We start from the raw sequence: 8,693 nt of genomic DNA, 5'->3' as shown, positions 1-8,693 counted from the left end.
GCCCCGCACCGGGCCGCCCCGCACACCGAGCCCCCGTCGCGCCGGGAGGCCGCCGCGCCGCGCCGCGGCCGGCCGGGTACGGCCGTCGCCGGGGCCGTCCTGCTGGCGCTGGTCGCCGGAACGGTGGGCGGCGGCATCGGGGCGTACGCGCAGCGCCGGGGCGACATCGGCACCGTCCGGCTCTCCCAGGCACCGGTACAGGACACCGGCCGAGCCCCGGACAGCGTGGCCGGCATCGCGGAGCGGACCCTGCCGGGCGTGGTGACCATCCAGGTGCGCGGCGCCGGGGAGTCGGGCACCGGCACCGGTTTCGTCCTGGACGGCCGCGGCCACCTCCTCACCAACCACCATGTGGTGGAGCCCGCCGGGGACGGGAGCGGAAACGGCGGCATCAGGGTGGTCTTCCACGGCGGCGAGAGCGCCACCGCCGAGATCGTCGGCACCGACAGCGGCTACGACCTCGCCGTGCTGAGGGTGGAGGGGGTCAGCGGCCTCAGCCCGCTGCCGCTGGGCAACTCCGACTCCGTGCGGGTGGGCGACCCGGTCGTGGCGATCGGCGCGCCGTACGGCCTGGCGGGCACGGTCACCACCGGGATCGTCAGCGCCACCGAGCGCCCCGTCACCGCGGGCGGTGAGGGGGACGGGGGCGGCGGCCTCAGCCACGTGGAGGCGCTGCAGACCGACGCCCCGATCAACCCCGGCAACTCCGGCGGCCCGCTGATGGACGCCGGGGGCCGGGTGATCGGCGTCAACAGCGCGATCCGCTCCGCGGGCGGCGGCCTGCCCCGGGCGGACACCGGCGGCAGCATCGGCCTGGGCTTCGCCATTCCCGTCAACCAGGCCAGACGGGTGGCCGAGGAACTGATCAACACCGGCCGCGCCACCCATCCCGTGATCGGTGTCACGGTCGACATGGGACACCCCGCGGAGGGCGCCCGGGTCGGCCTGCCCGCCGGGCGCGAGGGCAGGGCGGTCGTGCCGGGAGGACCGGCCGACACGGCCGGCATCGAGGAGGGCGACGTGATCACCGAGGTGGACGGCGCCCGGGTGCGCAGCGGTGAGGAGCTGATCGCCAGGATCCGCGCCCGGCGCCCCGGCGACCGGCTGGAGCTCACGGTCGAGCGCGGTGGCGGCCGGCGCTCGGTGGAGGTGGTCCTCGGTTCGGCGGCCGGCCCGTGAGACCCGTCACGCCTGCCGCCACGACGGCCGTTGTTCGCCCCGCCGACTCCCAACCCGTCCCCGCGCCGGGTACCGTGACTGTGGCCGCACGGGTCGTGGACGCACATGAGGGAGCTGAACGGTGTTCTTCGACATAGGACCCCTCGAGCTGATCGCTCTCGTCATCCTCGCGATCCTCGTCTTCGGTCCGGAGAAGCTGCCGAAGGTGATCCAGGACACCGCGCGGTTCATCCGCAAGGTCCGGGAGTTCTCCGACAGTGCCCGGGACGACATCCGCAGGGAACTGGGACCGGAGTTCAAGGACTTCGACTTCGAGGACCTCAACCCCAGGAACTTCGCGCGCAAGCACCTGCTGGAGAACGAGGACCTGGGGCTGAAGGAGATCCGCAACGGCTTCGACCTGCGCCAGGAGCTCGCCGAGGTCACGGACGCGGTCAACGGCAGGGAGATCACCTCGGGCGGCCCGTCCGCGTCCTCCCAGGGCGGCTCCGCGGTCGATCTGCGCAAGGACGGCCCGGCGCCCAGGACCGACCCGCCGCCGTACGACGCCGACGCCACCTGAGGCCGGCCGGGGCCGCCCCGCCGGTGAACCGGGAGGGCCACCTCCCGTACTCCGCAGCCGGTCCTGCCCGGTTCGGCGCACGAGGGTGGCTATCCTCCCTGTGTCCGGGGTCGGGCCGTCCGAGGGGGGCGGGCCTCCCACGACACGGGGCACACGAGGAGGCGTCGCACAGATGGAGACGACGGGCCGGGTAGGGCCGAGAGACGCACCCGCGTCCGGGGCGGACCGGGTGATCGACGGCTACCTGACGGCCGGCTTCCCCTGGTACGGCCTCGACGAGGCCTTCACCGGCCCGCGCTGGCTGATGCGGGTGGGAGCCGCCGCGGACGGAACGGTCGAGCACGGCGCGACCGGCCACGGGGACGAGCCCTCCTTCCGGGCCGAGTCCGGTCCGGAGGGCCGGCGCTTCGCCGTCGTCGTGACGGTCGCCGACCGCCCGGTGCGCAGCAGCCCGGACGGCACGGGGGTCCTGGAGGCCACCTCGGTCTCGTCGGCCGCCTGGCTGGCCGGATCGGGGTTGCTGTCATGCACATGGCCATCACAGATGGAGCGCGGACTCAGACAGAGCTGGCTCGACCAGCAGACGGCGGTCGCCTGGGAACTGGCGGACGACCTGGACGGCTCCGCCTGGTCCACCCTCTCGCTGCCGGTCGACGGAGTCCCCACCGACTTCCACTACCGGGAGTCGGAGTACGGGTGGGTGCTGGCCGGCCCCGCGCACGAGGGCGTGCACATCGGCGCCTACGGGCGGGGGATGAGCGCGTACGGTCTGGGCTTCTCGGTGATCAAGGACCTCGGCGAGTACGAGCGCTGAACGCCCGGCCGCCCCGGTGCCCGTACGCCCGCCCGGGTGCGCGGGCGTACGGGGGAAACGCGCGGGAGGGCCTCAGAACTTGTTGCGCGGGGTGATCCCCAGCGACATGCCCGCCAGCCCGCGCTGGCGCCCGCCCAGCTTGCCCGCGACCGAGCGGATCGCGGAGCCCGCGGGGGAGTCCGGATCGGTCAGCACGACCGGCCTGCCCTCGTCGCCGCCCTCGCGCAGCCGCACGTCGATCGGGATGGAACCGAGCACGGGCACGGTGGTGCCGGTGGTCCGGCTCAGCCCGTCGGCGACGCGCTGGCCGCCGCCGGTGCCGAAGACGTCCACCATCTCGTCGCAGTGCGGGCAGGGCAGCCCGGACATGTTCTCGACCACGCCCACGATCTTCTGGTGGGTCTGCACCGCGATGGACCCGGCGCGCTCGGCCACCTCGGCGGCCGCCTGCTGCGGGGTGGTCACCACCAGGATCTCGGCGTTGGGGACGAGCTGCGCGACCGAGATGGCGATGTCGCCCGTGCCCGGCGGCAGGTCCAGCAGCAGCACGTCCAGGTCGCCCCAGTAGACGTCGGCCAGGAACTGCTGGAGCGCGCGGTGCAGCATCGGCCCGCGCCACACCACCGGGGCGTTGCCGGGGGTGAACATGCCGATCGAGATGACCTTCACGCCGTTGGCGGACGGCGGCATGATCATGTTCTCGACCTGGGTGGGGCGGCCGTCGGCGCCCAGCATGCGCGGCACCGAGTGGCCGTAGATGTCGGCGTCCACGACGCCCACCTTCAGACCGTCGGCCGCCATCGCCGCCGCCAGGTTGACCGTCACCGAGGACTTGCCGACGCCGCCCTTGCCGGAGGCGATCGCGTAGACGCGGGTCAGGGAGCCGGGCCTGGCGAACGGGATCTCCCGCTCGGCCTGCCCGCCGCGGAGCGTGGCGGCCAGCTCGCGGCGCTGCTCGTCGCTCATCACGTCCAGGGAGACCGTCACATCCGTGACGCCCGCCACACCGCGGACCGCCCGGGTCACGTTCTCGGTGATCGTCTCGCGCATCGGGCAGCCGGACACCGTCAGGTAGACCGTGACCGCGACCGAGCCGCCGTCGCCGATCTCCACCGACTTCACCATGCCCAGATCGGTGATCGGACGGTGGATCTCGGGGTCGTCGACGGTCGCGAGCGCGGCGCGGACCGCGTCCTCGGAGGGGGCGGGGCTGGATGCCGCGGACGTGTCAGTAGCCATGCCCCGATGGTACGGCGCACCGGCGCCGGCGCCGAAGGCGGCGGATGAGACGCGAGTCACCGTCACGGGGGCGCCGGGCCGGGGCGGGACACGTGCCCGGGACGCGCCGGGTACGGGACCGGATCACCGCTCGCGGTCGGGCGGCGGCTCCAGGGCGCCGCGCTGCTCCAGCTCCTTGAGCAGGTCCTGGAGCTCGGAGCGGATCCAGTCCCGGGTGGCGACCTCGCCCATGCCCATCCGCAGCGCGGCGATCTCCCGGGTGAGGTACTCGGTGTCGGCCATGGAGCGCTCGCCGCGCTTGCGGTCCTGCTCCAGGTTCACCCGGTCCCGGTCGTCCTGCCGGTTCTGGGCCAGCAGGATCAGCGGGGCCGCGTACGACGCCTGGAGGGACAGGGCCAGGGTCAGGAAGATGAACGGGTACTCGTCGAAGCGCAGGTCGGGCGGGGCCACGATGTTCCAGACGACCCACACCACGATGGTGAACGTCATCCAGACGATGAACCGCCCGGTCCCCAGGAAGCGGGCGATCCGCTCCGACAGCCGCCCGAACGCCTCCGGGTCGTACTCCGGCAGCGGGCTGCGGCGCGGCACCATCGGCTGGTCCAGCCTGGTGCGGGCCGCGCGCCCGGTGGCCGGCGGAAGGCTCCGCTCGCGTTCCCTGCGCGCCATGCGCTCGTCCCGTTCCCTGTCACCCATCGGCGGTCCCCCGGCCGTCCCGCAGGCTCTCCATCGGCTCGTGCACTGTGAACGTCTCCCGGGCGGCGGCCTCCCGCCAGTCGTCGGGCAGCAGGTGGTCCAGTACGTCGTCGACGGTGACGGCGCCCAGCAGCGACCCGCTCTCGTCCACCACCGGCACCGACACGATGTTGTACGCGGCCAGGTAGCTGGTCAGCGTGGGCAGCGGGGTGTCCGGCGGCAGCGGCCGCAGATCGGTGTCCACGACCGAGCCGACCAGGGTGCCGGGCGGTTCGCGCAGCAGCCGCTGGAAGTGCACCAGCCCCAGGTACTTGCCCGTCGGGGTCTCCTCCGGCGGCCGGCACACGTACACCTGGGCGGCCAGCGGGGCCGAGAGGTCCTGCACCCGCACCCGGGCCAGCGCGTCGGCGACCGTGGCGTCGGGCCGCAGCACGATCGGCTCGGTGGTCATCATGCCGCCCGCGGTGTGCTCCTCGTACGTCAGCAACCGCCTCACCGGGGCCGCGTCCTGCGGCTCCATCAGCTCCAGCAGCCGGTTCATGTCGCCCTCCGGCAGCTCGGACAGCAGGTCGGCGGCGTCGTCGGGGTCCATCGCCTCCAGCACGTCCGCGGCGCGCTCCTCCTTGAGCTTGCCGAGGATCTCCACCTGGTCGTCGTCGGGCAGCTCCTCCAGCACGTCCGCCAGCCGGTCGTCGTCCAGCGCGGCGGCGACCTCCGCCCGGCGCTTGGGCGACAGATGGTGCAGGACGTTGGCCAGGTCGGCCGGGCGCAGCTGCTCGAAGGTGGCCAGCAGGTTGGCCGCGCCCTGGCCCTCCTCCTCCAGCGAGAGGCCGGTCACCGCCGACCACTCCACGGTCAGCGTCTCGCCCGACCGCCGCCGGCGCAGCCCGCCGCCACCGCGGCGCACGAAGACCTTGTCGATCAGCCAGTCGCGGCGCCCGGGGACCTGGGTGAGGCCGACGTCGAGCACGGTGACCTTCTCGCCCGTCTCGACCAGCGTCACCTGGCGGTCCAGCAGCTCGCCCAGGACCAGCGTCTCGGTGGGCCGCTGCTCGAAGCGCCGCATGTTGACCACGCCGGTGGTGATCACCTGTCCCGACGCGACACCGGTCACCCGGGTCATGGGAAGGAAGATGCGCCGCCGGCTGACGACCTCGACGACCAGTCCGAGCACGCGCGGCGGACGCCCGCCGACGCGCAGCATCGCCACCACGTCCCGTACCCGGCCGACCTGGTCCCCGACGGGGTCGAAGACGGCCACGCCGGAGAGGTGCGAGACGAAGACCCGCTGGGCGCCCAGCACCATGCTCCATCCTCCGCTTCCCGCTCGTGTCCGGCGCGTGGCGGGTTCCCCGCCCGCCGTGCGCGCCGTGCCTGCCCGTGTACCCGCGTGTGGCCGGATGCCCGCATGTGGGGACGTGAACCGAATACGGTTTTCAGGCTACGCGCACAGCTGGCGGCCCCGTGCGGCGGCACCGGCCGTACGGTCGCCCGCGGGCCGCTCCGCGGCCCCCGGTAGGGTGCCGTCGTCCTGCCCCGGCATCAGGAGGAAGAGCTGACGTGACTGCGTGGGTCCACGGTGTTCGCGCCCGGAGTACGGCCGTGTCGGTGGGAGCGGTCTGCGCGGTCCTTCTGACCCTGCTCACGGGGTGCGGTTCGAAGGATCCGAACGAGGGGACCAACGGGGTCGGCAGGCTTCCGGCCGCCGAGATCGAGAAGAGGGCGGGCAAGGCCGCCCGTGCGGCGCAGTCCGTACGGCTGTCGGGCAGCGTGGTCAGCAAGGGCCGCACCTACCGGCTGGACATGCGGCTGAAGGACGACGGCGGCCTGGGCGAGGTCTCGGCCAGGGGCGGCCCCCGCTTCGAGCTGCTGCGGGTCGGCGAGGACCTTTACCTCAAGGCGAACGCCGACTTCTGGGCCGACCAGGGCAAGGACGGCGAGAAGCCGGACGAGGCCGACCTCGCGGCGGCCCGCAAGCTGGAGGGCAAGTACGTCAAGGTGCCCCCCGGCGACCCCGCCTACAAGCAGCTCAGCGGATTCACGGACAAGGACGTGCTGCTCGACGGGCTGCTCAACCTGAACGGCGAGCGCGGGACCGGGGAGCACGGCGAGGTCGACGGCGTGCGGACGGTCGAGGTGCGGGCCGCCGGGGGCGACGGCGGCATACTCAGCGTCTCGCTGATCGGCACGCCGTACCCGCTGCGGCTGGAGCGCGGCGGAGACGCGGGCGTGGTCCAGATGCTGGAGTGGGACAAGGAGTTCACCCTGCGCGCCCCGGAGAAGGACCAGATCGTCGACTACGGCAAGAAGATCTCGGCGGCCGAGTGACGCCCGGGCCTCCCGCCCGGCTCCTTCCCGCCGGTTCCTTTCCGCCGGTTCCTTCCCGCGGCGCCCCCGGCGCTTCTCTGCCGGTGCCTACCGGTCCTTCCTCCCCGGCCGGCCGCGGCGCAGCAGCCTCGGCAGCGCGGCCGGGACCGGGCGGCGCGTGGTCGCCGGCGACGGCGGCGGGACGGCGGCCCGCAGGTCCTCCGCCATCGAGCCGGGTCCTTCCCGGAGCGGCCCGGCCGGTTCCAGCCTCAGCACACGGCACTCGCGGGCCCAGCGCTCGGCGATCGTCGTGGTGTCCGGTGCGTTGAGCCGCTTGCCCGCCAGCCCGGCCACCGCCTCCTGCCACTGTTCGCCGCCCGGCGGCAGCTCCACCACCCGGGCGGGCCAGACGGCCAGCAGCCCGCCCTTGTCCTTGCTGCGCACCGAGACCGTGGCGGTGGCGCCGTCGGCGAGCCCCAGGGGTTCCAGCGGCTGCTCCGCGGGACCGTCGCCCACCAGGTGCACGGCGCCGTCGTGCCAGACGTGCCACAGCGCGCGCTGCGGCCCCCGGGGGCCGCGCACCCACACCAGCGCGGATTTCTTCGCCGACTCCTCGATCAGCGCCCGGTCGGACACGGACAGGGGCGCCCGGGACGCCCGGGAGCCGGCGGGAACGGACGGATCGGCCATGGGACGACCCTACCGCCGTGCCCGGCGCCCGCACCGTGCGTGCCGCGGGCCCGGGGCGGTCCGACAACCGGACGGTCAGTACCGCGACACGGTCACGCGCCTTACGCTGGTGGCCGGCGGCGCGGCCGGCAGAGCGCCCCGCCCCGTTCCGCGCTCCGAGTCCGGGCCCCCGAAGCCCCGGCTCGGACCCCAGCAGCCCCGGAGAGGAGCCCCGTGCGCGCCGTCAGGACCCGTACCGCCGCGCCCCGACAGGCAGCCGGAGCCGTGGCGGGAGGTCCGGGCACCGGTCTGGACCTGTTCCTGCTGGCGGTCGCCGTGTCCGGCATCTCCCTGTCCGCGCCCCTGATCGCGGCCACCGCCGCCCCGGCCCTGGCCATCGCCTTCTGGCGCAACGCCATGGCGGTCGGCGTCCTCACCCCGCTGGCCCTCGTCCGCCACCGGGCCGGACTGCGCTCCATGGGGCGCCGGAACGTGCTGCTGGCCGCCGCCGCCGGGGCGCTGCTCGCGCTGCACTTCGCACTGTGGCTGCCCAGCCTCCACATGACCTCGGTCGCCTCCTCGACCGCGCTGGTCACCACCACCCCGATCTGGACCACCCTCCTGCTGCGGCTGCGCGGCCGGAGCTCGCCCGGCCTGGTCTGGGCGGGTACGGCGGTCGCCTTCGCCGGAGTGGTGATCCTCACGGGGGTCGACCTGTCGCTCTCGCCGCGGGCGCTGGCGGGCGACGCCCTGGCGCTGGGCGGCGGCATGGCGGCGGCCGGGTACGTCCTGCTGGGGGCGGAGGTGCGCCGCACGGTCTCCACGACCGCGTACACCTACGTCTGCTACACCACCACCTCCGTGCTGCTGCTGGCCGCCTGCCTGGTCTTCGGCGCCGACCTCGGCGGCTACAGCGGCGAGACCTGGCTCAAACTCGCCGTCCTCACCGTCACCGCGCAGCTGCTGGGCCACTCGCTGCTCAACCGGGTGGTGCGCGGACTGGGACCGTCGGTCACCTCCACCGCGATCCTGCTGGAGACACCGGGCGCGGCGCTGATCGCGGCGCTCTGGCTGGGCCAGAACCCGCCGGCGGCCGTCTACGGTGCGCTGGCGGTGATCCTGCTCGGTCTGGCCCTGGTGGTCCGGGGCAACGCCGGGCCCGCGCGCCGCGCGCGGGCCTGACGCGCCGTCCGCCCGCGCTCCCGTCCCTCCCGCTCCCGCCCTTCC

The 8,693-nt window shown here is 74.3% G+C and carries 9 protein-coding genes; 5 read left to right on the top strand and 4 right to left on the bottom strand.

Annotated elements, in window-relative coordinates; translation table 11 throughout:
* The 3 genes from L7D48_RS21850 to L7D48_RS21840 all read left to right on the top strand — a co-directional run.
* A partial coding sequence (locus L7D48_RS21850) for a S1C family serine protease (RefSeq protein ID WP_237881613.1) occupies positions 1-1,179 on the top strand: 1,179 nt, incomplete at its 5' end.
* Positions 1,180-1,300: 121 nt separating this feature from the next.
* A complete protein-coding gene (locus L7D48_RS21845) occupies positions 1,301-1,741 on the top strand; it encodes a sec-independent translocase (protein WP_237881612.1) in 441 nt (146 codons plus the stop codon).
* Between the two features lie 172 nt (positions 1,742-1,913).
* On the top strand, positions 1,914-2,555 hold the full coding sequence (locus L7D48_RS21840; RefSeq protein WP_237881611.1) for a hypothetical protein: 642 nt from the start codon (positions 1,914-1,916) through the stop codon (positions 2,553-2,555).
* A gap of 72 nt (positions 2,556-2,627) precedes the next feature.
* Here the strand turns inward: L7D48_RS21840 and L7D48_RS21835 are convergent, their stop codons facing one another.
* From L7D48_RS21835 to L7D48_RS21825, 3 genes are all read right to left on the bottom strand, one after another.
* On the bottom strand, positions 2,628-3,794 hold the full coding sequence (locus tag L7D48_RS21835) for an Mrp/NBP35 family ATP-binding protein (protein WP_101256975.1): 1,167 nt from the start codon (positions 3,792-3,794) through the stop codon (positions 2,628-2,630).
* Between the two features lie 123 nt (positions 3,795-3,917).
* Positions 3,918-4,463 carry a DUF1003 domain-containing protein gene (locus tag L7D48_RS21830; protein WP_206348726.1) on the bottom strand — a complete coding sequence of 182 codons (546 nt, stop codon included), beginning with the start codon at positions 4,461-4,463 and terminating at the stop codon, positions 3,918-3,920.
* A 19-nt stretch (positions 4,464-4,482) separates the two neighbouring features.
* Positions 4,483-5,796 carry a magnesium transporter MgtE N-terminal domain-containing protein gene (locus tag L7D48_RS21825; protein ID WP_237881610.1) on the bottom strand — a complete coding sequence of 438 codons (1,314 nt, stop codon included), beginning with the start codon at positions 5,794-5,796 and terminating at the stop codon, positions 4,483-4,485.
* Between the two features lie 296 nt (positions 5,797-6,092).
* Here L7D48_RS21825 and L7D48_RS21820 point away from each other — a divergent pair, with 296 nt between their 5' ends.
* A complete protein-coding gene (locus L7D48_RS21820; RefSeq protein WP_237881609.1) occupies positions 6,093-6,818 on the top strand; it encodes a hypothetical protein in 726 nt (241 codons plus the stop codon).
* A gap of 87 nt (positions 6,819-6,905) precedes the next feature.
* Here L7D48_RS21820 and L7D48_RS21815 read toward each other — a convergent pair whose 3' ends face one another.
* On the bottom strand, positions 6,906-7,487 hold the full coding sequence (locus tag L7D48_RS21815; RefSeq protein WP_237881608.1) for a hypothetical protein: 582 nt from the start codon (positions 7,485-7,487) through the stop codon (positions 6,906-6,908).
* A gap of 213 nt (positions 7,488-7,700) precedes the next feature.
* On the opposite strand from L7D48_RS21815, the gene L7D48_RS21810 reads away from it, so the two are divergent.
* Positions 7,701-8,648, top strand: a complete 948-nt coding sequence (locus L7D48_RS21810) for a DMT family transporter (RefSeq protein WP_374493222.1) — start codon at positions 7,701-7,703, stop codon at positions 8,646-8,648.
* Positions 8,649-8,693 lie beyond the last annotated feature (45 nt).

Source organism: Streptomyces sp. ICN903 (assembly GCF_022015835.1).
Lineage (GTDB): Bacteria > Actinomycetota > Actinomycetes > Streptomycetales > Streptomycetaceae > Streptomyces > Streptomyces fenghuangensis.
The sequence above is the reverse complement of the archived record's forward strand: the minus strand, read 5'-3'. Positions and strand labels throughout refer to the sequence as shown.

Bases quoted from the DNA above. Each gene is read 5' to 3' on its own strand.
- L7D48_RS21825 (WP_237881610.1), bottom strand. From the start codon at position 5,796: ATGGTGCTGGGCGCCCAGCGGGTCTTCGTCTCGCACCTCTCCGGCGTG.
- L7D48_RS21840 (WP_237881611.1), top strand. From the start codon at position 1,914: ATGGAGACGACGGGCCGGGTAGGGCCGAGAGACGCACCCGCGTCCGGG.
- L7D48_RS21815 (WP_237881608.1), bottom strand. From the start codon at position 7,487: ATGGCCGATCCGTCCGTTCCCGCCGGCTCCCGGGCGTCCCGGGCGCCC.
- L7D48_RS21830 (WP_206348726.1), bottom strand. From the start codon at position 4,463: ATGGCGCGCAGGGAACGCGAGCGGAGCCTTCCGCCGGCCACCGGGCGC.
- L7D48_RS21835 (WP_101256975.1), bottom strand. From the start codon at position 3,794: ATGGCTACTGACACGTCCGCGGCATCCAGCCCCGCCCCCTCCGAGGAC.